We start from the raw sequence: 26,638 nt of genomic DNA, 5'->3' as shown, positions 1-26,638 counted from the left end.
ATCAATTGAAATATTTCTACACGCTGGCGGATGGTGGTTGCGGGGGCGTGGGCCGGTGGGCCATCATGGCGCCATGATCGCTACCTACCGGAAGGGCGTGACCGCCCTCGCGCGGTGACCGCGCCCGCGCGGCACCAGGCCGCTCGCGATGTCATCCCGGCCAGGACGCTCGAATCGAGCGTCGAACACTGGCTCGCCGCCATGGAGATCCGGCGGGAATGGCTGGACCACGGACTCTCGACCACACCGGCCGACCGGGCCGGCGCCGAAGACCGGCTGACCGCCATCTACGCCCGGCACTCCCGACCCCGACCCCGCTTCCGCTGGGTCGACTCACCCCGCCAGGCCCTTTCGTCGCTCACCGGCCTGCCCACCCACGACGTCCTGCAACGATGGGTGATGCCCCGGCGGCCGCCGGGCGTACCCCCGCTGGCCAGCGACATCGCCGCCGGACTGTCCCGGCTGCACGGTGCGTTGGACGACGCGGTCTCCCATCCCGACCTCGATCCGTCACGGCTCCGCCGCGAAAAGGGCAAGCCGTGGCCCGTACTGCCGCCGCTCGAAGCTCTCGACGCCGGTGTCCCGTTGCGGGAGGTGCTGCGGCAGGGCGTGCGGGACGCTCTGCGGACCAGCCTCGCCGACGGGTTCTACCTGCCCGTACGTGCCGCGCTTTCCGCGTACGGGCGGCTGCCGGTCGCCTGGTACGGCCAGCAGGAGGCGCACTGGATCGGCTACTACGACCTGCTCCGCCGGCTCGGCTTCGCCCGGTACCGGCCGGCCGACGCCGACCACCTCGACGACTGGGCGATGCTGGCCCGGTCGTGCGGCTGGTGGTGGCCGGGCGAGGACGTGTGCGTCGTCGTCGAACGTCCGGCCGTGATCCGTACCGAGCCCGTTCCCGGCGGTTGGCACGGTCAGGTCCGGCCACGTCAGGGTGGGGGCGGCCCGGTCGAGTACCGCGACGGCTGGCGGCCATTGCTGAACCGGTAGCCCGGTGGACGACGCCTGAGCAGGCATTGCCCGAACCTGGGGTGGCTGGTCCGACCGGCCGGCCACCCCGGCATCCGGGCGCGGTCGGATCCGGCGCCCGAAAGATAGTTTCTAGTGGACGGCGATGACCGCTCCGGTGGCGTTGTCGTTGCCGCCGGCCCGCAGCGATTCGGCGAGCAGGGTGCCGACCGGGTTCCCGTCCCGCGTCAGCACCTCGGCGATCCGCCCGTACGGCACCTGCTCGGCGAGGCCGTCCGTACACAGGAGGTAGACGTCGCCCGGCCGCAGGGTCACGTTGAGTACGTCGGGTTCGGGCTGGTCGGGGTGGCCGACATACCGCATCAACCGGTATCGGTCGGCGTGTGCCCGCGGCGAGTCGAACGGATACCAGCCGTTGACCGCTCCGAGCCAGGCCGCGGTGTGGTCGACGGTGAGCAGTTCGAGTTGACCGTTTCGTAGCCGGTAGGCCCGCGAGTCGCCGATCTGCACCAGCCAGGCGTCGTGGTCGTCGCCGACGAACGCGGTCAGCGTGCACCCGGTCAACTCGCCCAGCCGGTGTCCGGCCTCGCGGAGCCGGCGCTGGGCCTCGGTGACCGCGGCGCGCAGCGGCCCGGGGCCGGGAGCGGCCATCCCGACGAAGACGTCGACGGTGGTCCGGCCGGCGACCCGGCTCCCCTCGCCGGCACCCATGCCGTCGGCGACGACCACCAGTGGGCGGGCGTCGTCGAGGTGCAGTACGTCGAAGTTGGCCGGGTAGCGGTTGCCGACCACGGTGCCGGCGGTCATCGCCAGGCGGCGACCGGCGGCCGTGAGTTCGGTGCGGCGGATCTTGATCTCTTCGATGGCGCCGAGTCTAGCCATCCGGGCGAGGGGTCGGACCGGTTTATGCCCACCGGGCGCGGGAAGGCACCGTACGGATCGCCGCGAGGGCCACCGCCGCCCCCGTGGCCGAGGGAAGGGATTCGAGATGGCCGAGCGGGAGAACCTTCACGATCTGCGAAAGCGCGCCCACGATGCGGGCATCGAGGGCAACTCGAAGATGAGCGAGCCGCAACTGCGCGAGGCGCTGAAGCGGGTGGGTAAGGGCACCGACCCGATGATGGCCAAGCAGGCCGCCAAGAAGTAGACCGACCGCGTCGGTCGGGACGGGGGAAAGTTCTCGTCCCGACCGACGCGTGTGTCGGGTCAGACGCCGAACGGCGCGGCGTAGCGGACCGTGCCGCGAGGAAGCGTCCGGCCGTCGAGCGACAGGGCCATGAGGGCTTCGTCGGGCACCTCGAAGGCCACCCCGATGCCGTGGGTCGACGCGCGGGTGAAACCGAACCTGGGGTAGTAGCCGGGGTGGCCGAGCACGATCACACCCGACTCGCCGCGCCGCCGCGCGGCGTCGAGGGCGGCGCGTACGACCCGCTGGCCGAGGCCCTGGCGTTGCCGGTCGGGGCGTACCGCCACCGGCGCGAGGGCCAGCGCGGGATCGTCGCCGACATGGCAGCGGGTCAGCAGGGCGTGCGCCACGACGTCCGCGCCGTCGAGCGCGACACAGGACAGCCCCGGTATCCACGCCGGATCGGCGCGCAGCGCGTCGACCAGGTCGGCCTCGTCGGCGGTGGGGAAGGCGGCGAGGTTGACGGCGCGGACGCCGGGAAGGTCGGCGGTGGTCTCGGCGCGCAACTCGATGGCGGTCACGTCGCACTCCCTCGCGATCCCGCGCCGGTCAGCACCCCGCGGGCCAGTTGGCCGGACAGCCATTCCCGGAAGTCACCCTCGGACCAGCCGCAGCGGGTCACCAGCGCGTCGTAGTGGGCCGGGTCGTTGAGAAACCAGACGACGTCGACCGCCCGCTCCACATCGGACCCCTGGCGCAGCGGCCCGAGGGACCGGACCCGCTCGACCACCATCACCGCGCCCCGGCGCCGGTTGCGCAGCAGCGTCTCCCACACCTGCGCGACCTCCCCGTTGTCGTCGGCCGCCCGGCGTACGGCCTCGAAGATCTGGGCGGCCCGGCCGCCGATCAGGGTGCACACCCCGGCGTAGCCGGCGAGCACGCCGGCCTGTGTGCCGGCCTCCCAGACCGGGCGGAACCACGGGCGTTCGGCCACCGGGACCGGTTCGTCGTCTCCGGCGAGCGCCTCGTCGAGCACCTGCCGCAGCAGCGCGGGCTTCGACCCGAAGGCGGCGAAGGCGGTGGGTCGGGCGACCCCGGCCCGGGCGGCGATGTCGGCGAGCGAGGTGGCTCCGTAGCCGCGCGAGACGAAGAGTTCACCGGCGGCGGCGACCACCGCCTGACGGGTCCGCCGCGCGCTCTCCTCGCGGAGCGCTGACCGGTATGCGCGTTTCGGCTTCGCGTCGCCGCTGCTGTCGTCCATGGCATTGACATGCTAGCAGTCTATTCATCATACTCGCGTCTATCCAGCATTACGGCATCTATTGAAAGGAGATCCGCCATGTCGGTCCGGCCGTACGTCCTGGGTGCCGACGAGGGAGAGGCGTACTGGTTTCTCGGCAATCTCGTCACCGTCAAGGCCACCGGCGCGCAGACCCGTGGCCGCCTCACCGTCGTCGAGTTCGTCAATCCACCGGGGTTCGCGCCGCCGCTGCACCGGCACCAGACCGAGGACGAACTGTTCTACGTCCTCTCCGGCACCGCCGAGTTCCGCTGTGCCGGCGAGGTGCTACCCGCCGGCCCCGGCGACCTGGTGCTGCTGCCGGTGGGGCTGCCCCACACGTTCCTGGTCGGCCCGGACGAGCCGCTGCGGACCCTTCAGATCACCACCCCGTCCGGATTCGAGGGGTTCGCCGCCGAAGCCGGCGAGCCGGCGGCGGCCCGCCGGCTGCCCGACCCCGGGCCGGTCGACCCGGCCGCCCTCGGTCACGCCGCCGCCCGACACGGCGTCGAACTGCTCGGACCACCACCCACCCGCTGACGCCACTACCCGTCGCGGTTCGCCAGCGGGACCGTCGCCGTCGCGCCGGGCGCCAGCCACAACCGCCGCCCCCGCACCATGATCGGGATCGGCGGCTCGTCGCCCGGTGGGGTGCCCATCCGCACCTCCCGGTGGTCGACGGTCAGGTCGACCAGCCGTCCGCGATAACGAATCGTGCAGCGAAGGTAGTCGAGGCCCTCGGGCAGCAGCGGATCCAGCCGGAGCACGTTGTCGTGGATCTCCAGCCCGGTGTAGCACCGCTGGAGGATGTCCAGCGTCCCCGCCGTGGCACCGAGGTGGATCCCCTCCCGGGCCGAACCGTCGTGCAGATCCGCGAGGTCCGTACCCAGCGCCGCCAGCAGCATGTTCCACGACTGCCGCCGGTCGGTGCGGGCCAGCACCCAGGCGTGGGCGACCCGGCTCAGCGTCGACCCGTGCGTCGTACGGGCCAGATAGTGGTCGACGGTGGCGGGGATGCACGCCCGGTCGAAGTCGTAACCGAGGTGGCCGATCAGGTCGGCCAGCTCGTCCGCGCCCAGCAGATACAGGAGCATGAGCACGTCCGCCTGCTTCGACACCCGGTAGCGGTTGGTGCTGTCCCCCTCCGCCTGCAGATACCACCCCAACGGTCGCAGGTCGCCGTACCGCCGCCGGTAGTGCTCCCAGTCCAGCTCGGCCAGGTCGGCGTACCCCTCGAACTGGGCCAGCATGCCGTCGGCGAGGAACGGCAACCGCAGCCGGCGCCCGACGTGGTCCCAGTGGTCACGCTCGGGCCGCCCGACCTCCGGCTCGAACCACGGCGTCGCCCCCGGGTGCCGCTCCAGCAACGAGTACGCCTCACACGCGCGGGCCAGCGTCCACGCGACCATCACGTTGACGTACGCGGAGTTGTCCAGACCCTCGCCCGGCCGGTCCGGATAGCCGTCGTGGTATTCGTCGGGGCCCATCACCCCCCGGATGTCGAACCGGTCGTCGGCCGGGTCGTACGTCGCCGCACCGGCCCAGAACCGGGCCGTCTCCACCAGCAGGTCGATCCCGGTCGTGGCGAGGAACGACAGGTCCGCGGTGGTCTCCCAGTAGCGCCACGCGGAGTACGAGACGGCCAGGTTGACGTGGTGCTGGAGGTTCGTGTGGTCGGGTATCCACTCCCCGGTCACCGGATTGCGCGACCGGGCCGGGCTCTCGTCCCGCCCGCTGCTGGCGCTCTGCCAGGGAAACAGCGCGCCGGCCCGGCCCAGCTCGGCCGCCTGCCGGCGGGCCCAGCCCAGTCGTCGGTGCCGGTACTCCAGCAGGGCCCGGGTGAGTTCCGGCAGCCGCAGGTCGAGGAACGGGTAGACGAAGAGCTCGTCCCAGAAGATGTGACCGTGGTAGCCCTCGCCGTGCAACCCGCGCGCCGGAACGCCGGCGTCGAGATCGACCGTGTGCGGCGACAGCGTCTGCAACAGGTGGAAGGTCTGCACCCGCACCAGAAGCTGCCACGCCTGCTCGTCGCCCACGTCGAGCCGCAGCCGCTGCCACAGCCCGGCCCACACGGCGGCGTGGTCGGCGGCCAGCACCTCGAACGGCCCGGCGCCGGCGAGTTCGGTCCGCGCGGCCACCAGCGGCTCGTAGACGGCCCGGTCCCGTGACGAGAAGACGGCGACCGTCTTGTCGACCAGCACCGGCTCACCCGCCGTCAGGTCGAGCGCGGACACCTGGCTGATCTCCGCCGGCCCGCCGACCGTACGGTGCTCGATCCCGCCCCGCGACCCGGCCGACACCCGGGTCCGGGCGCCCAGCGCCACCCGCAGACGGGAGTCCGTGGTCTCGGCCACCATCCACATCGATTCCGGGCCGTCGGTGCCGCACGTGACGTCGTCCAGGTGCCGGCCGCAGGTCCCGCGCTCGATGGGCGCGTTCGCGTTCACCACCCCGCCGTCGAGCCCCGACCGCACCTCCAGCCGCCCCGACCAGTTCTCCGTCAGGATCGTCGTGTGCAGCGCGGCCAGGTGCGGCGCCGCCATCGACACCAGGCGTCGCTGCCGCAGCCGGGTCCGCCGCTGCTGCCGGTCGACGACCACCAGCTCCCGGCGGTAGATGCCACTGCGCAGGTCGAGCGCCCGATGCTCGTGCAGGCGGCGGGCCCGCCCCGGGGCGTACCAGTCACCACTGGCCGGCCGGAACGTCAACGGCAGCCAGTTGGGCAGGTTGACGATGCTCTCGGCGGTCTCCCGGCCGTCGCCCGGCAGCCGGTTGTGGAAGCCGGCGAGATAGGTGCCCGGATAGTGCACGCCGTCGGCCGACGACTCCGGCGCCGCCCCACGGCTGGCGAGATAGCCGTTGCCGACGGTGAGCAGCGCTTCCCGGGTGCCCTCCCCGTCCGGGTCGCCGTCGACGTACGTCAACGTCCAGGCGGCGGGCAGGTCGCTCGTGCACAGCTCGCAGCCGGGGTCGACGGGTCCGGTCCCGGCCACCAGGCACCTCCTCAGCGCACTGCCGGTTCCCGGTCACCGGCCGGGCAAACCTGGCACCACCGGCGGCGCCCGGCGCACCGGCGGGCTCACCGATCCGGCCGTCGCGACGGCGGCGGCCACGTAGGGTCGGACCGGAGACCACACCCCGGTGGACACCCGTACGCGAGGACTGCGATGTCCCGGACCCACCGACCGTCACCGTCGCTCGTGTTCAGCCTGGCCACCTCGACCGGCCTGCTCGCCGCACTCAGCCTGTGGGTCCGTGGCCGGCCGATCAGCCACTGGGAACGGGACCTGTTCGCGCTCCTCAACCACCTGCCGACCGCCGTCACCCCGGTGCTGGTCGTGGTCATGCAGGCCGGCTCCTACCTGGCGGTGTTCGTGGCGGCGCTCGCCGCTGCCGTGCTGCGCCGGACCGCCCTCGCCCGTGACCTGCTGGTCGCCGGCAACCTCGCGTACTGGCTCGCCGTCGCCGGCAAGCTCGCGGTGGCCCGCGAACGACCGGCCGCCCTGCTGGCCGACGTACGGATCCACGACACCATCACCGGCGGGCTCGGCTACCCGTCCGGGCACGTCGCGGTCGCGTCCGCGCTCGGTCTCGTCGCCGCCCGCGCCGTCCCCCGGCACCGGCGGGGGTACGTGTGGGCGGGCATCGCCCTGGTCGCGATGGCCCGCGTGCACGTCGGCGCCCACCTGCCCGCCGACGCCCTCGGCGGGTTCCTGGTCGGCTGGCTCGCCGTCTGCCTGACCCGGCTCGTCGTCGGTGAGATCGGCCCGGAGCGGTCGGCCGACCGGATCCAGCGGGCACTGCGGGACCAGGGCGTCGACGTCGCCCGGCTGGAGGCGGTCGACGGCGACGCCCGGGGCTCCCGACCGTGGAAGGCCGTCACCGGCGACGGGCGGCACCTGTTCGTGAAGGTCACCGGCGGCGAACAGCGGGACGCCGACTGGCTCTACAAGCTCTACCGGCGAATCCGCTACCGCAACATCGCCGACGAGCCGCCGTACCTCACGGCGGGACAGAAGACCGAGCACGAGGCCCTGATGTCGCTGCTCGCCGAACGGGCCGGGGTGCGTACCCCCGGGGTCGTCACCATCGCGACCGGCCCGGACGGCGACGGGGTCCTGGTCCAGCCGTTCGTCGACGCCCGGTCGCTCGACGCGTCCGGCACGCCACCGTCACCCGCCGTCCTCGCCGACGCCTGCCGCCAGGTCGCCCTGCTGCACCGCGCCGGACTCGCGCACCGCGACCTGCGCGCCGCCAACATCCTGCGCGACGACTCCCGGGTCCACCTCGTCGATCTCAGCTTCGGCGCCGGCAACGCCACCCCCGACCAGCGGGCCCGGGACCTCGTCGAACTGCTGGTGACCCTGGCCGGTCTGGCCGGCGCGGCACCGGCGGTCACCGCGGCCGTCGAGCAACTCGGGCCCGAGGCGGTCGCGGACAGCCTGCCCTACCTGCAACGGCCGCTACTGTCCCGCGCCGGCCGGGGCATCCTCCACGACCACCCCGACCTGCTCACCGAAATCCACGACCGGATCGTCGAACGGTGTCCGGACCACGACGACCGGCCGGCTCCGGTCGTCCGGGTCACCCGGCGGAGTCTCTTCCTGCTCGTCATGCTCGGCCTGCTCGTCCACTACCTGCTGCCGCAGATCGGGCAGGTACGCGCCGCCCTGCACCTGATGCTGCACGCCCACCCGCTCGCCGTCGCGGCCACCCTGCTCGGCTCGGCCGGCACCTACCTGCTGAGCGCCCTGGCGCTGTGCCTCGCCGCTGCCAACCGGATCCCGCTCGGGCAGGCCGTCCTCACCCAGGTCGCCGCCTCCTTCGCCAACCGGCTCGCCCCCGGCAGTGTCGGCGGTGCCGCGCTGAGCCTGCGTTACCTGAACCGGAAGGGACTGCCGACGGCCGAGGCGGCCACGGCCGTCGCCGTCGTCCGGGTGGCCGGCGCCGTCTCCGTCGTCGTCCTCCTGCCGGTCCTGCTGCCCTTCGCCCGGGAGCCGACCCGGAACATCGTGCACGCCGCCACGACCAAGGGACTGCCGATCCTGCTGGCCGTCCTCGCCATCCTGCTGGTGGCCGCCGCGGCGGTCGCCGTACCCCGGCTGCGGACCCGGGGCCGCACCGCCGTGCGCCAGGTGGTCGCGGCCCTGCGCGCCCTCACCCAGGGGCACCGGCTGGTACGCCTCACCGTGGTGTCCCTGGCCCTGACGGTCCTGTACGGCGCCTGCCTCTATTTCGCGCTGCTCGCGGTCGGCCTGCCCGTGGATCTGGCGGTCGTCCCGGCCGTCGTGCTGGTGTCCGTCGTCGGCGAGGGCGTCGCCTCGGCCGCGCCCACCCCCGGCGGGCTCGGTGCCACCGAGGCCGCCCTGGTGTCCGGCCTGCTGCTCTACGGCATCGCGCCGGACACCGCGGTCGCCGCCGTGCTGATCTACCGGCTGGCGACGTTCTGGCTGCCGGCCCTGCCGGGCTACGTCGCGCTGCGGATGCTGGTCCACCGGCGGCTGCTGTAGGGCGGCCCGTCAGTCGAAGAAGACCAGCCTGACGATCGCCACCGTCCCGATGACGACGATGATGGAGCGCAGGAGTCGTGGGGAGAGCCGGCGGCCGAACCTCGCCCCGGCGAAGCCGCCGAGCGTGGCACCGGCCGCGATCAGCGCGACCACCTTCCAGTCGACCGAGTGCCAGGCGACGATCATGAAGGTCGCCGCGGCCACGGCGTTCACCCCCGTCGTCAGCAGGTTCTTCACGCCGGTGATCGCCTGCAGGCTCTCGGCGGTCAGCATGCTCAGCAGGCCGACGACGAGAATCCCCTGGGCGGCACCGAAATAGCCGCCGTACATCCCGAGCACGAAGGTGCCGGTGACGACGGCGACCAGCCGTCGGGTGCTCAGCGTGCCGCTGTCGGCCGTACCCCGGCGGCGGGCGGCACGTCGCTGGAGGGCCGGCCCGGCGACGACCATCAGCAGGCCGATCCCGATGAGGACCGGCACGATCGCCTTGAACGCACTTTCCGGCAGCACCAGCAGCAGCAACGCGCCCACGATCCCGCCGAGCACGGAGGCGGGGAGCAGCCACCTGAGCAGTTCCCGCTTCCCGGCGAGTTCGTGCCGGTAGCCGTACGTGCCCGAGATGCCTCCACCGACCAGGCCGATGTTGTTGGAGACGTTCGCGACCAGGGGCGGGTAGCCGAAGAGAACCAGCGTCGGGAAGGTCACCAGGGTGCCCGAACCGACCACCACGTTGATCATCCCGGCCCAGAACCCCGCGACGAAGATCGCGATCAGCTCCACGGCGTGCTCCACGGCCTGATGATTACAGGCCGGCCGAACCCGGGTGTCGTCCCGGCCCACCGAACCACCGCCAGCGGGCGGATAACCGGATGTGCCGGCGGAGCGACTTCGATACGTTGCACCGCATGACGACGATGCTGGTGCAGGTCGACCTGCGGTCGGCCGATCGCTACCTGACCTGTTGGGTCGAACCGCGGACCGCCGTCGGAGACCAGATCACCCTGCGCAACTCCGACGACCCGGCCCGGCGGTGGGACGTGCTGCGGGTCGGGGTGCCGCGCCCGGCCAGCGACATCAGGCGCGGCTGGAACAACAACATCTGATCGGGCGCTAGGCCCGGGCGGTCGTCGGCGACGGCGGCCGCCCGGCCGGCTCACCGGTGGCACCCGGCCCGGCCGCCGCCCAGCCGGTCGTGATCAGCAGCAGCGCGGCGATGTAGGTGGTCATCACCAGCAGGTGGTGCCCGGGCAGCGTGGTCCCCGCCGCGCCCAGCCCGATCACCAGGTCGGAGAAGAGGAAGAGGGCGCCACCGATTGCCGTACGGCGGGAAACCCCGACCGCGGCGGCGGCCATCGCGCACAGGGCGAGGCTGTAGCCGAGGATCGGCAGCCGCAGCGGGCCGAGCGAACTCCACAGCAGAGCGTTCGCCAGCGCCCACAGCACCGCGTAGCCGAGCAGCGCCGGGAGTGGCGGCCGGCGACGCCGGACGAACGTGACCAGGAAACTGATCTGGGCGCCGAGGAAGAACGCCATTCCGGCGAGGAACGCGGTCTGGCCGGACATCAGCAACGCCACGTCACCGGCGGTCGCGAAGACGAGCCCGACGGCCACGCCGTCGAAGCGGCGCCGTACGGTCCACAGGTAGGCGATCAACACCGGCGCCAGGAGCGGCTTCGCCAGCCACTGCAACAGCGGCACGTCGAGCGTCACCCCGAGCAACTCGACGGCGACGACGACACCGAACAGCCACATCATGCCCGGCTCACCTGCCTCGAAGTGGCCGGATCGGCAACCGGGGCGGTGAGCAACTCCCGGGCCAGCCGTGCCGCCGACCGCCCCTGACCCGCAACGATCGACGCGGCGAGCCGGCGGTGCCGGGCGACGTCGAGCAGTTCGGCGGCGCGCCACTGCGGCGGTACCGCGCCGGCGCCGACGAGACTGTTGAAGGCCAGCAGGTAGGCGGTGTTGCCGCTGCCCTCGACGATCCGTCGCCACAGCGTCGTGTTGGCCATGGCCATACCCGGCAGGTCGGGTGCCAGGTCGGCGTATCCGTCGACGGCGTCGCGCACCGCCGCCCGGGCCCGGGCCGTCCCGCGTTCGGCGCACAGCCGGGCCGCGTCGACACCGACGCAGGCCCGCATCTCCAGCAGGTCGCGGCCCAGCGTGCCGACCGGCAGCGCGCCACCGGATCCGGGCAGCGACAGGATCAGGTCGAGTCCGGCGTGCTCCCGCCAGTCCAGCACCCGGGTCGCCCCACCCTGGCTGACCCTGACCAGGCCGAGTTGCTGGAGCCGGCGCAGTGCCTCGCGTACGGCGTGGCGGTTGACCTCGAAGGTGGCCGCCAGGTCGCGCTCGCTGGGCAGGGCGTCGTCGGGCCGGTATCCGCCACTGACGATCGCGTCCCGCAACTGGGCGAAGACGTGATCGGAGATCGGGCCGCGTGGGACCGGAACGAGGGCCATGGACCGGGAGTGTGGCAACGGCGCCGGCAACCTGTCAACTGGTTGGACCAGTTTCCTCTCCCCGGCGCGACATTCGCAGTCGACAGTGCATCGGCCGAGTGGACAGCCATTGTGGACCGGAGGCGGAACCAGGCGCTGGAAATGGATCTTAAACTCGACAATCTTGATCATGGCTGCTACCGGAGGATGTCCCTCGATGCACGTTAGAACCGCCCTGCGCTGGACCGCGGCGGTGGCGATGGCCGGCGCGCTCGTCGCCGCGTCCGCCATGCCCGCCGCCGCACGGGGGCCGGACGACGCTCAGCTCTCGGTCTACATGCCCGACACCACCCTCGCGACCGGCACCGACGGCAAGACGGTGTCGGCATACCTGTACGCCTCGAAGCCGGTCGTCCTGTCGTCGGCCACCATCGTCTACGACTTCTCCGATCTCGTCGGCACCGCGACGGTCCGCCCGACCCCGGGCCGGCCCAACTGCACGACGGCGAACAACCGACTCACCTGCGGGATCACCGATGGCATCCGGGTGGACGAGTCGGGAATCGGCGGTCTGACCAACGTCGTGATCCGGCCCGCCACCGGTGCGGTCAGCGGTGCCACCGGCACGCTGCGGGTGACCTTCGTGTCGCCCGGCTCGTCGTCGGGAAGCTACGCGGCCACCGTCCGCGTCGGCGAGGCGGTCGACCTGGCCATCGGGCCGGACGTCGAGGTCCAGGCCGAGCCCGGTGGGTCGTTCTCGGCCCCCATCGCGGTGACCAACCCCGGCGACACGGCGGTGGAGGGGTTCAACGTCTTTTTCCACCAAGACCACGGGTTCCGGCCCGGCGAGAAGTACCGCAACTGCACCTACGTCGGGGACGTCCTGCGCTCGTGCGCGTTCGACACGACGGTCCAGCCGGGGGAGACGCTCAGCGGCACGATGTCGTACAAGGTCGGCGAGGACGCGTACGCGCCGGGCACCGACTGGGCCGAACGCCAGGTGATGACCCGGGCGGACTTCACCGACCACGCCGGATTCCTGGCCCAGGTCGGGTTCGAGCTCGGTGAGCCGGGCGACGGTGGCGTCCTCGAACTCGTCCGGCCCGGGGCCGCGGCCCGCAACGCCCAGACCGACATCGACGAGACCAACAACTGGTCGGTGGTGACCCTGCGGGTCACCGGTCAGAACGGTGCCGACATCGCCGCCATCGGCGACTCGGTGCGGGGAGCGGCCGGTGAGGTGGTGACCGCCGAGGTCGGGCTGGTCAACAACGGACCCGCGACGGTGGAATACGAGCGGTCCGGCGAGCCGGTCACCGCCCTCTACCTGACGGTGCCGCCCGGCAGCACCGTGGTCGAGGCGCCGCAGGAGTGCTACCCGGTCAAGGGCGGGCGGCCCGATTACCGGGACGGCGGCGCGGCCGGTGCGGCGAAATACTTCTGCCCGACCGGGGTCAAGCTGCCCGTGGACGAGAAGCAGATCCTCACGTTCAAGCTCCGGATCGACGAGGTGACGGCCGACGCGACCGGCGAGGTGGCGATCAACGTGGCCTGCGAATGCCCCTGGTTCCACGAGGACCTCGACCCGGCCAACGACATCGCCAAGCTCGTCCTCAACCCGGCCGAGCCCGGCGGCGGCGGTGGCCTGCCGGTGACCGGTGCCACGACCGTCTGGACGGCGGCGGGCGGCGTCCTGCTGCTGCTGGCCGGCACCGCCGGATTCGTGTTCTTCCGGCGGCGCCGGGTCCGCTTCATCGCCTGAACCGACACACCGCGGTCGCCGCCGGCCCGTCACGGGCCGGCGGCGACCGCGTGTCGCGCCACGTACGGGTGATCAGTGCGGGAACACGCGGGGCGTACGGTGGGCGATCTCTTCGCGGAACTTCTCGATGCGACTGGCGACCTGCCGCATGCCGACGGTGTCCTCGAGCCGGTCCAGATAGAGCGAACGCCGGGCCAGGACGTCGACTCGGAAACTGAAGTAGATGGCCATGAGCGGGTTGATCAGCAGCGAGCTGCCGTGGGTGCGCCGGGTGAAGTGGCGGTCGCCGAAGTCACCCCGGGTCGCGGCCGCGATCTGGCCGTTGACGATGCTCGGACGTAGCGGGGTGGCGGCTTGGGCGGCGGCGACCGCGCCCCGGTAGAGGACCGCCTCCCGACTGTTTCCGGGAATCGACAGTGCGCCGAGGTAGCCGCCTTCCCGGTCCAGGGCGGCGATGTTCTCCAGCACCTGGGTGTGGTTGACGCCGTGGTAGGCGTCGATGCCGAAGCCCAGACAGCTCACCAGTTTCACCGGCACGGCGAGCCCGGCGACGGCGGCGAGACTGGTCATGTCCTCCACCGGGGTGCCGAGCCCGGACTCGTCGCCGCGCATGAGGATGTCGGTGCCGCCGTCCGCCAGGACGACCGCGTCGATCCCCAGGTGGTCGACGAGATGCCGGTACGCCGCCCGCAGCGGTCGCACCCCCGTTCGGGGGAAGGCGTAGACGGTGTCCGGCAGGTCCTGCTCGGCCAGCCAACGGGCGAGTGTGCGTTCGGGGAAGTAGTCGTCGGGACCGACGGTCTTCGGGGTGACCGCGGCGACGTTCTCGGCCAGCCAGGCGTCGAGGTCGAGCAGTTCGAGCTGGGAGAAGGACAGGTTCGCCAGGTGGACCCGCTTTCCGGCGTCACGCAGCGCGATGGCGAGCGGCAGTCCGGCGTACACGTCGAACCCGCCGCCCGCGCCGGCGATGAGCACGCTGCGGCTGTCGGCGAGGGCGCCGATCAGCGGAGGAACGGCGAGCGACGACACGGGGCGGGGACTCTCCACGAGAGCCCATGGTGTCGGCCGGACCGGCCCGGAGCAAGACCCCGGCCGGTGCGGCCCGGAGCAAGACCCCCCGGCCGGTGCGGGCAGCGGAATCGTGGCAATTTCGGTCCGTGAACAAATCGATTGAGATCAATTAATTGCATATTCGGATCGACCGTCCATAACATTTATCCGCCGTCGGCACCCGTTTCTCGGAAGGAGCCCTTTGTGAAGAGCGTCATCCGTACCGGTTTCGTGGCCATGACAGTGGCCGTGCTCGCGTTGGTCGCGGCCGCTCCGGCCTCGGCGGCGACGGGTTCGTGGACCGAAAGCCGCTCGAAGTACAACATCTACTTCGACGGCGGTTACGCCACGATGTATTTCTCGAAGCCGCAGTCCCAGGTGCCGAACAACACCTCCATCACTGGTACGACGGTGTACGTCACGCCGTACACCAACGGTCGGACCACCGAGACGATCACGATCTGCTACCGGCAGCAGTACGGCACCTCCGACTGGGCCTGTACGGCGCCGCAGGACATCACCACCGCCACGACGATTCCGGTGTCGTTGTTCAACGGTCAGAGTGCGCGGGGCGCAGTCCACGTCCGACACACGCTGTACGGCGGCACCTATCCCACGACGGGCGGGTCCGCCCAGGACACCGTCACGGTGAACTACTCGTACTGATCCCGACGTGGCCGGGGGCGGGCCGCTGCCGCCCCCGGTCCAGGCGGATAAACCACTTGTCCGGGCTGCTAGACAAAGCTCATGACCTCAATACGTCCCGGCACCCCCGATGACGCCGCCGCCTACCTCGACCTGCGTCGCAAGCTTGTGCCGTGGCACCTCAGCACCGCCGAGGGCGTACGCCACCACTGGCGGTCCCTGGTCGAGGCCAGCAGGGGCGCGCTGTTCGCCGTCGACGATGACGCGGGCCTGGTCGGCCTGGCGCGGTGCGGCCTGAACACCTGGACGACCGAGTCCGGTGCCGCCAACGTGTTGCTCGTGGTCCGCCCGGACCGCCGTCGTCAGGGCGTCGGCTCCGCACTGCTCGCGGCGGCCGAGGAACATCTCGCGTCGATCGGCGCCCACCGCGTCCAGAGCTACGCCCACGGTGATCCCGAATCGCTGGACTGGGTACGCCGGCGCGGCTACCGGACCACCGCCGAGGTGCGCTATTCCGGCGCCGTCCTCGCCGACCTGCCGCCCCAGCCCGAGCCGCCGGCCGGGGTGACCGTCGCCGCCTTCGCCGACCTGCCGCCGGAGGCCGTCTACGCGGTCGACGCCGAGGCGACCCAGGACGAGCCGAGCGCGGTCACCCTCGACGCGCTCGGCTACGACGACTGGTTCCGCGACGCCTGGCAGAGCCCCAACCTGCGGCACGACCTGAGCGTGGCCGTCCTGGTCGACGGCGAACCGGCCGCGTGCACCTTCGTCGAGGCCGACCCGGACAGCGGTCGGGTCTCGTCGGCGGCGACCGGCACCCGGCGCGCCTACCGTGGCCGGGGGCTGGCCAAGCTCGCCAAGTCGGTCGCGCTGCACCGGGCCCGCGATGCCGGCTTCACCATGGCCTACACCGGAAACGACGAGGTCAACCGGCCGATGCTGGCCGTCAACGAGTGGCTCGGTTACCGGGCGGTCGGCGCCGAGTGGGAGTGCGTACGCACCCTGCCGGCCGGCTAGGCGGCACCGGTCGGAGCGAGGGCCGCGAGCAGGTCGCCCGCCTGCAGTTGACGTACCCGGGCCGGGTCGAGCCGGTCCGGGTACAGCGCGTACACCTCGGCCCCCACCGGCAGGTCGACGTCGGCCCGTACCAGGGCGGCGAAGTCCGGAGCGGCCTTCACCGGAGTGTCGTCGGCGGGTCCGCCGGTGACCAGCCGCTCGGCGAACGCGGCCACCGTCTCGCCGTCCCGGCGCCGGTACGTCCGCGGCGAGCCGCCGCGGACGGTCACCTGCCGGGTCCGGGAGGCCACCTGCCAGCAGGCGAGTTCCCAAAGGCTGACCCGGTGCCCGGCCGTGAAGTGACGATCGGCGGCGGCGCTGAGCCGGCCGATCGTCCGCGAGTAGCGCCCCACCGAATGCTGACCGCCGGCGACGGCCAGCGTCGAGTCGAGCCAGCGGACCGACGACCGGTCCAGGTCGACGACGAGCGGGATGGCGACCCGGACGTCACCGGCCAGGTCGAACCGCTGCTCGACGGCCCGCGGCTCGAACGGCGCACCGCGGTCACCGGGATGGGTCATCAGGCCGGCGAACGCGTCCGTCATCGCGTCGAACGGCACGCCGTTGTAGCTCAGCACCAGCATCGTGACGTACCGGATGCCCCGCCGGCGCAGGGCGGCGATGTCCAGGTCGACGAACTCGCTGGCACCCGCCGGCGGCGGCGCCGAGGTGAGGTCGCCACTGTGCACCGCATCCAGCTTCCCGAACCGCAGCCGGGTGTAGTCGCACCAACCGACGAAACCGCCACCGCCGTCGTAGAAGGACACCGACAGGTCGAGGTCGACCCGGGTGCCGGCCGGCTCGGTCCAGTGCAGGAAGAGGCGTAGCCGGCGCCCCGGCGGCAGCGGCTGGCCGCTGCCCCGCGGCAGCCGGACCAGCGCGGCGGACGCGGTCCGTTCGGTGAACGGCGCGACCAGGTCGACGAGCCCGCCGTCCAGCAGGGCATGGTCGACCGGCGGCAGGTTGCCGGCCCGGCGCAGCACCTCGGCGGTGAGCACCGATTCGAGGTCGACGGCGACGCCGGCGTCGAGCCGGGGCCGTTGGTCCGGCTCCGTCCACAGTGTCGCGCTGCCGCCGCGCGGGAAATAGAGGCGGGGTACGGCCGGCCAACTCGCCGCCCGCAGCGCACCGATCGCGGCCAGCAGCACACCGGGGGCGACCGCGGGCGCGACCCGGTCGACGGTGTCGACCAGCTCCGCCGGATCGCCGGCCCGGTGGGCCACCGCGACGAGCCGGCGCACCAGTTCACCCGGCCGGGCGGCGAGCAGCGGTACGGCGTTTCCGGCCGGCAGCGCCGCCTCGACCCGGCCGGTCCAGCCGGTGACGGCGATCCGGTCACCGGACCACACCGCGACGCCCGGATGGGCGGCGACGACCCCGGCCACCAGCCGCCCGAACGGGGTTTCGGCGTCGACCCGGGTACGCCGCAGCACGGCGAACGCGGTGGCGGCGACCGGATGCCGCCCGGCTTCCTCGAACGGGTGCAGGTTCTCCGCCATCCGCAGCCAGCGGGCGCCGTGCCGGCGCAGATCCTCCACAAGGGACGTCAGCGGCAGGGCGTCGAGCCGGGACAGCAGCAGCCGCCGCAGCCGGCGGGGCAGCGACCGGCGTCGGGCCGGCGGCGTACGGAGTCCGGCGTCGGCACCGTGCAGGACGTGGAGCAGGCGCAGCACGTCGGTGGCGGTGCCGACGTACCGGTCCAGCAGGCCCGGCAGCCGGTCGGCGCCCGCCGGGTCGGTGAGGGCCCGGGCGACGACGGCGGCCCGGGTCTCGCGTACCGGGATGTCGGCCGGCAGCAGGTCGACCCAGGCGGGGCCGGCGTGGTCGAGCAGCGCGTCCAGGTCCGCGCGATCGGCCGGCGACAGCGGCGTACGCCGCCCGAGCAGCGCGGCGGTCAGCTCCCCGCATGCCTGCCCGGCGTCGTCGGCCAGTTCGACGATGCGGGCCCGGCGCGGCAGCGGCGGCTGCGGCCGGTGTGCCGGCGGCGGAGTCGGCCGCAGGAAGGCGTCCTCGCAGTCGATGCGGCGGTGGCAGATCGGGCAGCCGGTGTAGTCGGAACCGTCCCAGCAGGCGCCGCAGACCAGGTGGGCGCAGGGGGCCACCGGCCGGACGAGGTCGGCCGTGCCGCACAGCACACACGGCTGCCGCGGCTCCTGGAGCAGCAGGGCGAAGATCCGCCGTACGTAGAGGTCGTTGGTGTCGGCCGGGATCCGGCGCGGAAAGGACCGGAACAGCGGAATGTGAGGCACGTGGGCACCGACGGCCCGGGCCAGCCCGTCAAGCAGACCGAGCCCCAGTTCGGCGAGGCGCTCCGGCTCCTGCCCGGCGAGATACCGGCGCAGCCGCGGGCCGGGCAGGAAACCGAGCGCGACCAGGTCCGCCTCCAACGCCACCAGGCCGGCCGCGCTGTCGGTCCGGACCCGCCCCGGCCGGACCTTGGACCGCGACAGCAGCCCGGGCGCCACCAGCCCGTGCCTGAGCAGTACGTCCGCGACGGCGCTGCGGACAGCCGGCGGGGTGGCGGTGGCGGGCACGGCGCGGTCCTCCCTCGGTGCGGAGAAAAGAAGGAGGGGCGGAGATTGGATGCGCTAGATCTTCTTCAAAAGTAAGAGGAGAAGGAAGCACACCCGGGAGCCGCCCCGACCGACAGCCTAGACACCGCCGTCGACCGCTGTCGTGGCCTTTACCGCCGGCCGCGCCGCACCGGGCCGGGGTTGCCCGACCCGGTACGACCGCGCGTTCAGCCCGCCAGCGTGGGGTAGTCGGTGTAGCCCTCGTGGTCGCCGCCGTACGCCGTCGAGTAGTTCGGCGTGTTGAACGGGCCGCCGACCCGCAGCCGCTCGGGCAGGTCGGGGTTGGCCAGGAACAGCGCGGCGTACGAGATCAGGTCGGCGGCACCCGACTCGACCAGCTTCAGCGCCTCCGGCCCGGTGTACGCGCCGGGAGTGTACGGGTTGAGGATCGACACCCCGTTCCACCGTTCGCGCAGTATGCCGGTCAGTTCCGTGTCCGCGCTCTCGGCGATGTGCAGGTAGGCCAGGCCGAGCGGATTCAGCGCGTCGACCAGCGCGAGGTAGGTGTCGCGGTGGCCGTCCTCGGCGATGTCGTTGAACGGATTGGCGGGGGAGATCCGCAGCCCGACCCGGTCGGCACCGATCGCGTCGACGGCGGCCCGGGCGACCTCGACGGTGAGCCGGGTACGACCCTCGACGCTGCCACCCCACTCGTCGTCGCGCTGGTTGGCGTTGGTCGAGAGGAACTGGTGCAGCAGGTAGCCGTTGGCACCGTGCAGTTCGACCCCGTCGAAGCCCGCCTCGACGGCGTTGCGCGCCGCGTCGGCGAACGCCCCGATCGTCTCGGCGATCTCGGTGCCGGTCAGCGGTTTCGGGGCGACGAACTCCTGCATGCCCGCCGTGCCGGTGAAGATCTTTCCGGCGGCCTTCACCGCCGACGCCCCGACCGGGTGCAGGTCCTGGTCGTAGACGGTCGGGTGACCGATCCGGCCGGCGTGCATCAGCTGCGCGAATATCAGGCCGCCCTGCTCGTGCACGGCGTCGGTCACCGGCCGCCAGGCGCGTACCTGCTCGCTGGAGTGCAGGCCCGGGGTGTTCGGATAGCCCTGGCCGATCGCGGACGGCTGGATGCCCTCGGTGACTATCAGGCCGGCACCGGCGCGCTGGCGGTAGTAGGTCGCCATCAGCTCGGTCGGGGTGGCGCCCGGCCCGTAGGCGCGGTTGCGCGTCATCGGAGCCATCACCACCCGGTTACGGGCCGTGTAGCGGCCGATCCTGACCTCGTCGAACGCGCTGCTCATCTCTCGACTCCCGTCCCTGGTGCCTCCGCACACCGCAATGCCGGATCGAGGCGCTTTATTGCCGCCCGGACGGTGACGGGCGTCACGATCGCCCGAAACTCATTGATGGACATAGTTGGACATGATCGCTAGGCTGACGGTCGTGGCGCTGGACCGCCGACGGTCCCGCGCCGGTCGACCGGCGAGCGGAGGCGACAATGCGACGGACGGCGCAGATCATCGTCGGTGGCGCGGCGGCCCTCGGGCTGACCGTCGCCGGAGCACCCGCCGCGGCCGCGAACCCGGTGGTTCCCCGGCACGCGGTCATCGTCTGCCAGACCGCCAGCTTCTACGAGAACTACGACTCCGCGGCCGGCCCGCACCGCCTCAAGCGGGTCCTGACGTACGGCAACAAGGTCGGCCACACCCCGGGTGCGCATCCGGTCTACAACGGCTGGGCGGCGACCTTCGACTTCGGCCCCAACGACTGGGGCTTCGTGCGCATCGAATGCATCGGCGGATACGACTCGTGGTGAGCCGCACCACGGGCCGGAAGGAGGGACGTATGCGGATCGCCCGTGCGACGGCCGTGGCGGCGCTGGTCGCCGCCACCCTCGTTGCCACCCCGACCGCCGCGCAGGCCGCGAACGGCCGCATCGGCGTACGCGAGACCGTCTGTGCCGAGACGCTGTTCGTCCGCACCCAGCCGATCGGCGCCTGGATGGGCACACTCCACCGTGGACAGACCTTCCTCGTCGAGGGCCCGCGCAGCGCCGGCTACGTCTACGGGTTCGCATACGGCCACATCAACCGGCGCGGCTGGGTCCAGGACGGCTGGTTCTGCTGACTACTTGACCTCGAGCGCGCTCGAACTCCTACGGTGACTCGTCACAGGCCCGACGACTTCCCTGGGAGCAGGTCATGCGTTACCGCGTACTCGGCGGCACCGGCATCGAGGTGAGCGTCCACTGCCTCGGCAGCATGATGTTCGGCTACGTCGGCAACCCCGACCACGACGAGTGCGCCCGCATCGTCCACGCCGCCCTCGACCGGGGCATCAACTTCGTCGACACCGCCGACATGTACTCCGCCGGCGAATCCGAACAGATCGTCGGCAAGGCGCTGCGGGGCCGGCGCGACGACGTCGTACTCGCCACCAAGGTGCACTTCCAGATGGGCGAGGGGCGCAACCGCAGCGGCAACTCGCGGCGCTGGATCACCAGGGCGGTCGAGGACAGCCTCCGTCGCCTCCAGACCGACTGGATCGACCTCTACCAGGTGCACCGCCCCGACCACACCACCGACATCGAGGAGACGCTCGGCGTGCTGGGCGACCTCGTCCGGCAGGGCAAGATCCGCGCCTTCGGCTGCTCGACCTTCCCCGCCGAGGAGATCGTCGAGGCGCACCACGTCGCCGAGCGCCGCGCCCTCGGTCGGTTCCGGACCGAGCAGCCGCCGTACTCGATCCTCGCCCGGGGGATCGAATCGTCGGTGCTCCCGGTCTGCCAGCGGTACGGGATGGGCGTCCTGGTCTGGAGCCCGCTCGCCTCCGGCTTCCTGTCCGGCCGCCACCGCAAGGGGCAGCCGGTCGATCTGACCAGCGGCCGGGCCGCGCTCAACCCGGCCCGGTTCGACCCCGCGATCCCGGAGAACGTCGTCAAGCTCGACGCCGTCGAGCAGCTCGCCGAGCTGGCGGCCGGCCTCGGCCGCACACTGCCCGAACTGGCCGTCGCCTTCACCGTCGCACACCCCGCCGTCACCTCGGTGATCATCGGACCGCGGACCATGGCGCAGCTCGACGGGCTGCTCGACGGCGCCTCGCTCACCCTGGACGACGCGACCCTCGACCGGATCGACGACATCGTCCCGCCGGGCACCAACCTCTATCAGCCGGACGGCGCCTGGCGGCCGCCGGCACTGTCCGACGCCGGACGGCGCCGCCGTCCGTTGGCGGAGCGCGCCGCGGGCTGACCGGCTGGCTCCTCGGCTGCTTCCGCCATCTCCTTGATCCGGGCCAGCCGGCGGTCCCAGCCGGACGCGATCCGCTCCAGGTCCCGGCCGAGCGCGCTCAGCCGGGACCCGACCGCGGCGAACCGGACCTCCCGTCCCACCCGCTCGGCGCGGACGAGTCCGGTTCCCTGGAGTACGGCGAGGTGCTTGACGATCGCCTGCCGCGAGACCGGAAACTCGACGGCGAGGGCCGACGCGGATGCCGGCCCCTCGCCGAGCCGGACGAGGATCGCCCACCGGGTCTCGTCGGCCAGCGCGGCGAAGACCGGGGCCAGCGCCGGGTCAGCCGTCGACACCGGCGGCCAGACCTTCGAGGTGACGCTTCGCCAGACCCAACTCGGTGACCCAGCCCTGCCGGTTCTCCTCCAGGCGCGTACGCCGTTCCCGCTCGTCGCCGGGCAACGTCGCGAAGCCGCTCTCGGCGACCTTCAGCACGACGGAGCCCGGTGACGTCTCCTCGATCCAGAACTCGACGAGGGTGGACGGGGCGTCCGGCCGGTCCGGGTCGGCGAGCCACCGGAAGGCGGCGTACCGGGGCTCGTCGAGGGCGACCGTACGGATGGCGAACGCACCGTGGACGGGGTCGTGCACGATGTCGAGATCGCCGGAGCGCTCGATCCGGTGCTCGACGATCCTGTTCTCGTTGATGTACCACCCCGGCTCCGCGATCAGGGTCCACACCCGGGCCGCCGGGGCGTCGATGCCGATCTGCCGTTCGATCCGATCGAGTTCGTCCGTCATACGCCTGCCTCCACATCCGTTGCTTATGCAACCACAGAGTTGCACGGAACTGGACGTGTCGCAACCTGGTGGTTGCAGTTGTCGGAGATGACCATCTATTGACCAATGTCGATTTGGTGTGTAAGTCTCGGGGTGGAGCCGCCGCGGGAGCCACGCGGCTGGCGCGGAGCAGGGGCAGCTCGGCGCGCCAGCGACCGTCGTCGTACCTTCCGCACGACAAAAGGGGCTTCGATGTCCACTCTCATCCGCTCACGAACCGCACGACTCGCCTGGGGCGGCCTCGCGGTCGCCGTGACCGCCGTACTGCTGCTCGTCACCGCGCTCGCCAACTCCGCCTCCGCCCACGGATCCATCGTCGATCCCGCGTCCCGCAACTACGGCTGCTGGCAGCGCTGGGGCAGCGACTTCCAGAACCCCAACATGGCCGTCGAAGACCCGATGTGCTGGCAGGCCTGGCAGGCCGACCCGAACGCCATGTGGAACTGGAACGGCCTCTACCGCGACGGAGCCGGCGGCAACCACCAGGCCGCCGTCCCCGACGGGCAGCTCTGCAGCGGCGGACGCACCCAGAGCCCGCGCTACAACGCCCTGGACGCCGTCGGCGCCTGGCGCCCCAGCCCGATCCTGAACAACTTCCGGGTACGCCTGCTCGACCACGCCTCGCACGGCGCCGACTACATCCGGGTCTACGTCACCAAACAGGGCTTCAACCCGCTGACCCAGCCGCTCGGCTGGGGCAACCTCGAACTCGTCGGCCAGATCGGCAACACCCCGGCATCGCAGTGGACCCAGGAAGCCACCGGGGTCTCGATCCAGGTCGCCGGCAGCGCACCCGGCCGCACCGGCCGGCACATCATCTACACCATCTGGCAGGCCAGCCACATGGACCAGTCGTACTACCTGTGCAGCGACGTGCTCTTCGGCGGCCCCGACCCGACTCCCTCGCCGCCCACCACGACTCCGCCCACCACCCCGCCGGCGACGACCCCGCCGCCCACCCAGCCGCCGGCCGGCGCCTGCGCCGCCAGCTACCGCGTGGTCTCCCAGTGGACCGGTGGATTCCAGGCCGAGGTCCAGGTGACCGCCGGGAACGGCCCGATCCGCGGCTGGACCGTGGGCTGGACCCTGCCGTCCGGCCAGCAGGTCGCCTCGTCGTGGAACACCAACCTCACCGTCTCCGGATCCTCGGTCACAGCCCGGAACGTTGCCTACAACGGCAGCCTCGGAGCGGGGGCGAGTGCGACGTTCGGTCTCCTCGGCTCCGGCACCCCCGGGTCCGTACCGACCCTGACCTGCACCGCCACCACCTGATCGACCCGGCGACACTAGTGATCGTCTGCTGTTCAGCCGGTCGACACGCCGTACCGCAACGGCAGAGCAGCAGACGATCACGGCCGATCACCACGAACCCCCGGCCTCCCGGATACGATCAGGGCTGTCTTGCCGGCTGATCCGGGGGTACCACGGTGAAGTTCTCGCCCGTCGTCGTCAGCCTGCCGATCGCAGACCGCGGCGTCTCATACCGGTTCTACCGCGACGGGCTCGGTCTGGAACCCTTCGGTGAGATAGCCGAAGACGGATTTCCGGAGCCGTTGCAGTTCACCCTCAACGAGGGGCTGCGGATCATGCTCATCCCGACCGGCGGATTCGGCTGGGTGATCGGAGACAACCAGGTCGCGGTCCCCGGGCAGAGTGAGTGCATCGTCGGCGTTGACCTCGAAACGCGCGCCGAGGCCGACAACTTCGTCGAACGGGCGCGGGAGGCGGGCGCGCGGATCGTCACCGCGCCCCAGACGCAGCCGTGGGGCTACACCGGTTCGTTCGCCGACCCGGACGGCCACCTCTGGATGGTGACCGTCCTACCGTCGTGACCGGATCGAGCGCCTCGCGCCGAACCAGGTCAGCGTCCAACTTCGACAGTCGTGCCGCGAGTTCGTGGGTGACCACATGCTCGTACGCGCCACCGGGAAGATCCGCCACGTCCGCAACATACCGGGAAGACCCGATCTCGAGGGGTGGCCAATCCATCCCGCTGCCGGCCCAGTGATCGTTTGCAGCCCATATCGGGATCTGGCCGATGATGCCTTGTTAGCAGCCGATCTCAAGCGGTAAGTCCAATCAGACGCAGTGTGATTCGGCGTACCACCGCGCGTGATCAACGTGTTTAGATTCCCTCCAATGACCGGGTAGGCCGGCCATCCCGGCCCATCCGGGAGGATCGAGCGAAGGAGTCACCATGACCGTTGGCGAGCTGATCAACCGGGGCGAGGCCACCCAGCTGGCGTTCAAGGGCGAGGCCGCGCAGCTGGCGCTGAAGGGTGAGGCCGCGCAGCTGGCGCTGAAGGGTGAGGTGGCCCGGCTCGCCCTCGCCGGGGAGCTGGCCTCGGCCCTCGGCTGAACCACGGCTACCAGATAACTGGACCGTCCGCCGGCCTTCGGGCCGGCGGGCGGTCCGGTCCGTTTTCGGCGGTCCTCGCTCCTGTCGATACCGGAACGTATGCGCAGGTCAAGCGAATGTTCACCGGATTGGCACCTGGCGGGTGGACGGTGAGCCGGTGACCTCCGCGACCCGTGACCCGGCGACCTCGCCGCCGGCCGGCCTGCGGGTTACCTTCGACGGCCGGGTCCACCCGGCGGAGGAGATCGCCCACGGCGCGGCCTACGAACTGTTCAGCACTGCGCCGCAGGGCGGGTTTCTCGCCGATCACCGGCCCGACGCACCTTACCCTTTCCATCGCTTCGTGCACGCCTCGGAGATCGTCGACGTCCAGGGGCCGCTGCCGACGGCGCGGGCCGGCGACCGGGAGTTTCCGCTGACGATGCCGGTCAGCCGGGCGGTGGGGTGGGAGGAGGTGCACCGCCGCAGTCAGTCGGCGAGCCACCGGGACGACCTGTTGCTGGCCGCCATCCGGCGCTCGGCGACGATTCGGCGGGGCACCCGGATGATCAAGGTGCTTTCGGAGAGTCAGCTCGCCGGCTATCTGCGCGGCTGGCAGCCGCACGGCTTCTGCTACCGCGAGTACGACGTGGCGCACCTGCGCACTCCGACCGACCTGGCGTTGCTGCGCACCGACGGCGGCGGGGCGACCGACCAGACCGAGGCGGCGTACGTGCTGCGGTGGCGGGCGATCGGCCCCGGCGACTACGCGGTGCCGGTCCATCCCGGCCTGGTCGGGATGCCGCCCCGGGACCGGGTCGGGCCGCCGATGTCCGGCACCGGCTTCGCGCCGAGTGGCCGGCACCTGATTCCGGAGTACGTCACCGCGGACTTCGCCGACCTGCCGCTCACCGCCAACGCCACCCTGCTCGCCTACACCCCGGACGGGGCCGAGGTGACGCTCTTCAGCTACCAGCCGGAGCAGCGGGGTTGGCTGCGGATGGTCGGCTCGCGCTGGCGGCACCTGCTGGCGGCGATTCCGGGGGTGTCGCCCGACCAGGAGTACGTCTCGACCGGCGAGGCGGCCCGGTCGACCAGGCTGGTGGGCATCTACCAGGGGCACGAGCACGAGGCGGTCGCCGACCCGCCCGACGAGTTCCGGGTGCTGGCGATGACCCGGGCGGCCCGATACGCGGTGGAGAGCCTGGCCCGGCGTACGACGTACGCGACCTGGCGCGGTGCCGTGGTCCTGGTGTTGCTGCGTGAGGAGCAGTGGACCCGGGTCCGGCTCTGCCGGCCGGACGCGGACGCGGTGGCGAGGCTCGGTGCCCAGTGCTTCGAGCGGGGCGTGTACGAGGTGTGGGCGCCGACCGGTGAGCTGGCCGACGTGCGGGTGGTCGACCAGCCGTACGGCTGAGCGGTCCGGCCGGACTGTCGGTGGTCGCTGGCAGCATGCGGCCCATGCCCGCGCGAACCCTCGAAGAGATCGAACGTGTCGTCCGAGCGTCGTGGTCGGTGGAGTCCTGTGACCCGGCCGACGCCGCCAACTGGTCGCCGGAGAATGCGGCCCGTGGTCAGTGCGGTTCCACCGCTCTTGTGCTGAACGACCTGCTCGGCGGCGATCTGCTGACGGCGGAGGTGCACTACCCCGACGGCTCCCGGCAGGGCTATCACCACTGGAACCGGTTCGGCCCCGGGCTGGAGGTGGACCTGACCCTCGAACAATTCTTCGCCACGGAAACCGTGCAGGAGCCTTGGGCCATGGCGCGGCCTCCGCAGGTCGGCGAGCGGGTCCGGGAGCAGTACCTCGCCCTGCGGAAAGCGGTCTACGCAGCACTGGAGCTGGATCCGAACTCGCCGTAAACAAGTTTGTGGTTTA

28 protein-coding genes are annotated in these 26,638 nt (G+C 71.9%); 16 read left to right on the top strand and 12 right to left on the bottom strand.

All coding sequences use genetic code 11. The annotated features are described in order from the left end of the window. Window positions 1–114 precede the first annotated feature (114 nt). Window positions 115–990 (top strand): DUF6745 domain-containing protein, encoded by an 876-nt coding sequence (locus AB0I42_RS18600; RefSeq protein WP_357538750.1) that lies wholly within the window; start codon window positions 115–117, stop codon window positions 988–990. 111 nt (window positions 991–1,101) lie between these two features. Here AB0I42_RS18600 and AB0I42_RS18595 read toward each other — a convergent pair whose 3' ends face one another. Continuing rightward, window positions 1,102–1,851 carry a PP2C family serine/threonine-protein phosphatase gene (locus tag AB0I42_RS18595; protein ID WP_357538749.1) on the bottom strand — a complete coding sequence of 250 codons (750 nt, stop codon included), beginning with the start codon at window positions 1,849–1,851 and terminating at the stop codon, window positions 1,102–1,104. A gap of 106 nt (window positions 1,852–1,957) precedes the next feature. Here AB0I42_RS18595 and AB0I42_RS18590 point away from each other — a divergent pair, with 106 nt between their 5' ends. Next, window positions 1,958–2,116: a hypothetical protein gene (locus tag AB0I42_RS18590; protein WP_357538748.1), complete on the top strand. Its 159-nt coding sequence runs from the start codon at window positions 1,958–1,960 to the stop codon at window positions 2,114–2,116. A 59-nt stretch (window positions 2,117–2,175) separates the two neighbouring features. Here AB0I42_RS18590 and AB0I42_RS18585 read toward each other — a convergent pair whose 3' ends face one another. Continuing rightward, the gene (locus AB0I42_RS18585; RefSeq protein WP_357538747.1) at window positions 2,176–2,676 is read right to left on the bottom strand and encodes an N-acetyltransferase; all 501 of its coding nucleotides are present in this window, start codon (window positions 2,674–2,676) and stop codon (window positions 2,176–2,178) included. Beyond that, window positions 2,673–3,356, bottom strand: coding sequence for a TetR/AcrR family transcriptional regulator (locus AB0I42_RS18580; protein ID WP_357538746.1), 684 nt, complete (start codon window positions 3,354–3,356; stop codon window positions 2,673–2,675). The genes AB0I42_RS18585 and AB0I42_RS18580 overlap by 4 nt, the downstream gene beginning before the upstream one ends. A gap of 78 nt (window positions 3,357–3,434) precedes the next feature. Here AB0I42_RS18580 and AB0I42_RS18575 point away from each other — a divergent pair, with 78 nt between their 5' ends. Beyond that, window positions 3,435–3,914: a cupin domain-containing protein gene (locus AB0I42_RS18575; RefSeq protein WP_357538745.1), complete on the top strand. Its 480-nt coding sequence runs from the start codon at window positions 3,435–3,437 to the stop codon at window positions 3,912–3,914. A 5-nt stretch (window positions 3,915–3,919) separates the two neighbouring features. Here the strand turns inward: AB0I42_RS18575 and AB0I42_RS18570 are convergent, their stop codons facing one another. Continuing rightward, on the bottom strand, window positions 3,920–6,367 hold the full coding sequence (locus AB0I42_RS18570; protein ID WP_357538744.1) for a glycosyl hydrolase family 65 protein: 2,448 nt from the start codon (window positions 6,365–6,367) through the stop codon (window positions 3,920–3,922). Between the two features lie 174 nt (window positions 6,368–6,541). On the opposite strand from AB0I42_RS18570, the gene AB0I42_RS18565 reads away from it, so the two are divergent. Continuing rightward, window positions 6,542–8,884, top strand: coding sequence for a flippase-like domain-containing protein (locus tag AB0I42_RS18565; RefSeq protein WP_357538743.1), 2,343 nt, complete (start codon window positions 6,542–6,544; stop codon window positions 8,882–8,884). A gap of 9 nt (window positions 8,885–8,893) precedes the next feature. Here the strand turns inward: AB0I42_RS18565 and AB0I42_RS18560 are convergent, their stop codons facing one another. Further along, entirely contained in the window at window positions 8,894–9,676 is a 783-nt protein-coding gene (locus AB0I42_RS18560) for a sulfite exporter TauE/SafE family protein (protein ID WP_357538742.1), read from the bottom strand. Window positions 9,677–9,789: 113 nt separating this feature from the next. Here AB0I42_RS18560 and AB0I42_RS18555 point away from each other — a divergent pair, with 113 nt between their 5' ends. Then, window positions 9,790–9,987, top strand: a complete 198-nt coding sequence (locus tag AB0I42_RS18555; protein WP_357538741.1) for a hypothetical protein — start codon at window positions 9,790–9,792, stop codon at window positions 9,985–9,987. A 7-nt stretch (window positions 9,988–9,994) separates the two neighbouring features. Here AB0I42_RS18555 and AB0I42_RS18550 read toward each other — a convergent pair whose 3' ends face one another. After that, window positions 9,995–10,639: a lysoplasmalogenase gene (locus tag AB0I42_RS18550; protein ID WP_357538740.1), complete on the bottom strand. Its 645-nt coding sequence runs from the start codon at window positions 10,637–10,639 to the stop codon at window positions 9,995–9,997. Continuing rightward, on the bottom strand, window positions 10,636–11,346 hold the full coding sequence (locus AB0I42_RS18545) for a GntR family transcriptional regulator (RefSeq protein WP_357538739.1): 711 nt from the start codon (window positions 11,344–11,346) through the stop codon (window positions 10,636–10,638). Before AB0I42_RS18545 ends, AB0I42_RS18550 begins: the two co-directional genes overlap by 4 nt. A gap of 196 nt (window positions 11,347–11,542) precedes the next feature. On the opposite strand from AB0I42_RS18545, the gene AB0I42_RS18540 reads away from it, so the two are divergent. Then, complete coding sequence (locus tag AB0I42_RS18540; protein WP_357538738.1) at window positions 11,543–13,087, top strand: LPXTG cell wall anchor domain-containing protein; 1,545 nt, start codon at window positions 11,543–11,545, stop codon at window positions 13,085–13,087. 72 nt (window positions 13,088–13,159) lie between these two features. Here the strand turns inward: AB0I42_RS18540 and AB0I42_RS18535 are convergent, their stop codons facing one another. Beyond that, window positions 13,160–14,134, bottom strand: coding sequence for a DUF1152 domain-containing protein (locus AB0I42_RS18535; RefSeq protein WP_357538737.1), 975 nt, complete (start codon window positions 14,132–14,134; stop codon window positions 13,160–13,162). A 207-nt stretch (window positions 14,135–14,341) separates the two neighbouring features. Between AB0I42_RS18535 and AB0I42_RS18530 the strand changes: the two genes are divergently transcribed. Next, window positions 14,342–14,803 carry a hypothetical protein gene (locus AB0I42_RS18530; RefSeq protein ID WP_357538736.1) on the top strand — a complete coding sequence of 154 codons (462 nt, stop codon included), beginning with the start codon at window positions 14,342–14,344 and terminating at the stop codon, window positions 14,801–14,803. 81 nt (window positions 14,804–14,884) lie between these two features. Beyond that, entirely contained in the window at window positions 14,885–15,799 is a 915-nt protein-coding gene (locus tag AB0I42_RS18525) for a GNAT family N-acetyltransferase (protein WP_357538735.1), read from the top strand. Here AB0I42_RS18525 and AB0I42_RS18520 read toward each other — a convergent pair. Both AB0I42_RS18520 and AB0I42_RS18515 read right to left on the bottom strand, forming a co-directional pair. Continuing rightward, window positions 15,796–18,372 carry an MXAN_6230/SCO0854 family RING domain-containing protein gene (locus AB0I42_RS18520; RefSeq protein ID WP_357538734.1) on the bottom strand — a complete coding sequence of 859 codons (2,577 nt, stop codon included), beginning with the start codon at window positions 18,370–18,372 and terminating at the stop codon, window positions 15,796–15,798. The genes AB0I42_RS18525 and AB0I42_RS18520 overlap by 4 nt on opposite strands. Window positions 18,373–18,578: 206 nt before the next feature. Beyond that, window positions 18,579–19,652 (bottom strand): alkene reductase, encoded by a 1,074-nt coding sequence (locus AB0I42_RS18515; RefSeq protein ID WP_357538733.1) that lies wholly within the window; start codon window positions 19,650–19,652, stop codon window positions 18,579–18,581. Window positions 19,653–19,849: 197 nt separating this feature from the next. On the opposite strand from AB0I42_RS18515, the gene AB0I42_RS18510 reads away from it, so the two are divergent. From AB0I42_RS18510 to AB0I42_RS18500, 3 genes are all read left to right on the top strand, one after another. Then, entirely contained in the window at window positions 19,850–20,167 is a 318-nt protein-coding gene (locus tag AB0I42_RS18510) for a hypothetical protein (RefSeq protein ID WP_357538732.1), read from the top strand. Window positions 20,168–20,196: 29 nt separating this feature from the next. Further along, window positions 20,197–20,478 (top strand): hypothetical protein, encoded by a 282-nt coding sequence (locus AB0I42_RS18505; protein ID WP_357538731.1) that lies wholly within the window; start codon window positions 20,197–20,199, stop codon window positions 20,476–20,478. A gap of 74 nt (window positions 20,479–20,552) precedes the next feature. Next, window positions 20,553–21,602 (top strand): aldo/keto reductase, encoded by a 1,050-nt coding sequence (locus AB0I42_RS18500; RefSeq protein ID WP_357538730.1) that lies wholly within the window; start codon window positions 20,553–20,555, stop codon window positions 21,600–21,602. On the opposite strand, the gene AB0I42_RS18495 is transcribed toward AB0I42_RS18500, so the two are convergent. Next, the gene (locus tag AB0I42_RS18495) at window positions 21,518–21,937 is read right to left on the bottom strand and encodes a metalloregulator ArsR/SmtB family transcription factor (RefSeq protein WP_357538729.1); all 420 of its coding nucleotides are present in this window, start codon (window positions 21,935–21,937) and stop codon (window positions 21,518–21,520) included. The genes AB0I42_RS18500 and AB0I42_RS18495 overlap by 85 nt on opposite strands. Then, on the bottom strand, window positions 21,924–22,382 hold the full coding sequence (locus AB0I42_RS18490) for a hypothetical protein (RefSeq protein ID WP_357538728.1): 459 nt from the start codon (window positions 22,380–22,382) through the stop codon (window positions 21,924–21,926). The genes AB0I42_RS18495 and AB0I42_RS18490 overlap by 14 nt, the downstream gene beginning before the upstream one ends. Before the next feature lie 231 nt (window positions 22,383–22,613). Here AB0I42_RS18490 and AB0I42_RS18485 point away from each other — a divergent pair, with 231 nt between their 5' ends. The 5 genes from AB0I42_RS18485 (at window position 22,614) to AB0I42_RS18465 (ending at window position 26,622) form a co-directional block, all read left to right on the top strand. Then, window positions 22,614–23,693, top strand: a complete 1,080-nt coding sequence (locus AB0I42_RS18485; protein ID WP_357538727.1) for a lytic polysaccharide monooxygenase — start codon at window positions 22,614–22,616, stop codon at window positions 23,691–23,693. A 155-nt stretch (window positions 23,694–23,848) separates the two neighbouring features. Beyond that, complete coding sequence (locus tag AB0I42_RS18480; RefSeq protein WP_357538726.1) at window positions 23,849–24,253, top strand: VOC family protein; 405 nt, start codon at window positions 23,849–23,851, stop codon at window positions 24,251–24,253. Window positions 24,254–24,618: 365 nt separating this feature from the next. Next, window positions 24,619–24,780 carry a hypothetical protein gene (locus AB0I42_RS18475; protein ID WP_357538725.1) on the top strand — a complete coding sequence of 54 codons (162 nt, stop codon included), beginning with the start codon at window positions 24,619–24,621 and terminating at the stop codon, window positions 24,778–24,780. Window positions 24,781–24,937: 157 nt separating this feature from the next. Then, window positions 24,938–26,176, top strand: a complete 1,239-nt coding sequence (locus AB0I42_RS18470; protein ID WP_357538724.1) for a hypothetical protein — start codon at window positions 24,938–24,940, stop codon at window positions 26,174–26,176. A 44-nt stretch (window positions 26,177–26,220) separates the two neighbouring features. Further along, window positions 26,221–26,622 (top strand): hypothetical protein, encoded by a 402-nt coding sequence (locus AB0I42_RS18465; protein WP_357538723.1) that lies wholly within the window; start codon window positions 26,221–26,223, stop codon window positions 26,620–26,622. Window positions 26,623–26,638: the final 16 nt, after the last annotated feature.

The organism is Polymorphospora sp. NPDC050346, assembly GCF_040655695.1.
Lineage (GTDB): Bacteria > Actinomycetota > Actinomycetes > Mycobacteriales > Micromonosporaceae > Polymorphospora > Polymorphospora lycopeni.
Note: the sequence above shows the minus strand (reverse complement) of the source record. Positions and strands in the feature narration are given on the sequence as shown.